Here is a 249-nt window from a genome sequence, read left to right on the forward strand (position 1 = left end):
TTAAATTGGTGTGGTTATATCCCCATTTTCGCTTTATTGTTCCAAAGATGTGTTCGTTGATTTCTTGGCGTTTTCTATAGAGTTGCTGGTTGGCTTTATAGCGTTTGTTGTTTTCCTCTACAGCATCGGCATACTCACTTCGGTCTATTTCTCTTCCGCCTTTTCGGCTGGTACATTGGTCTTTTACTGGACAGGTTTTGCAAGCTGGTGTGCGGTATTTTTGGAACCTGTAACCACTTTCCTCAGTTC

General features: G+C 42.2%; 1 protein-coding gene. It reads right to left on the bottom strand.

All coding sequences use genetic code 11. The features are described from left to right. The coding region (locus G6042_RS00300; RefSeq protein WP_211161583.1) for a transposase at window positions 1-249 on the bottom strand (249 nt) is incomplete at both ends.

Source organism: Flavobacterium solisilvae (assembly GCF_012911605.1).
Classification (GTDB): domain Bacteria; phylum Bacteroidota; class Bacteroidia; order Flavobacteriales; family Flavobacteriaceae; genus Flavobacterium; species Flavobacterium solisilvae.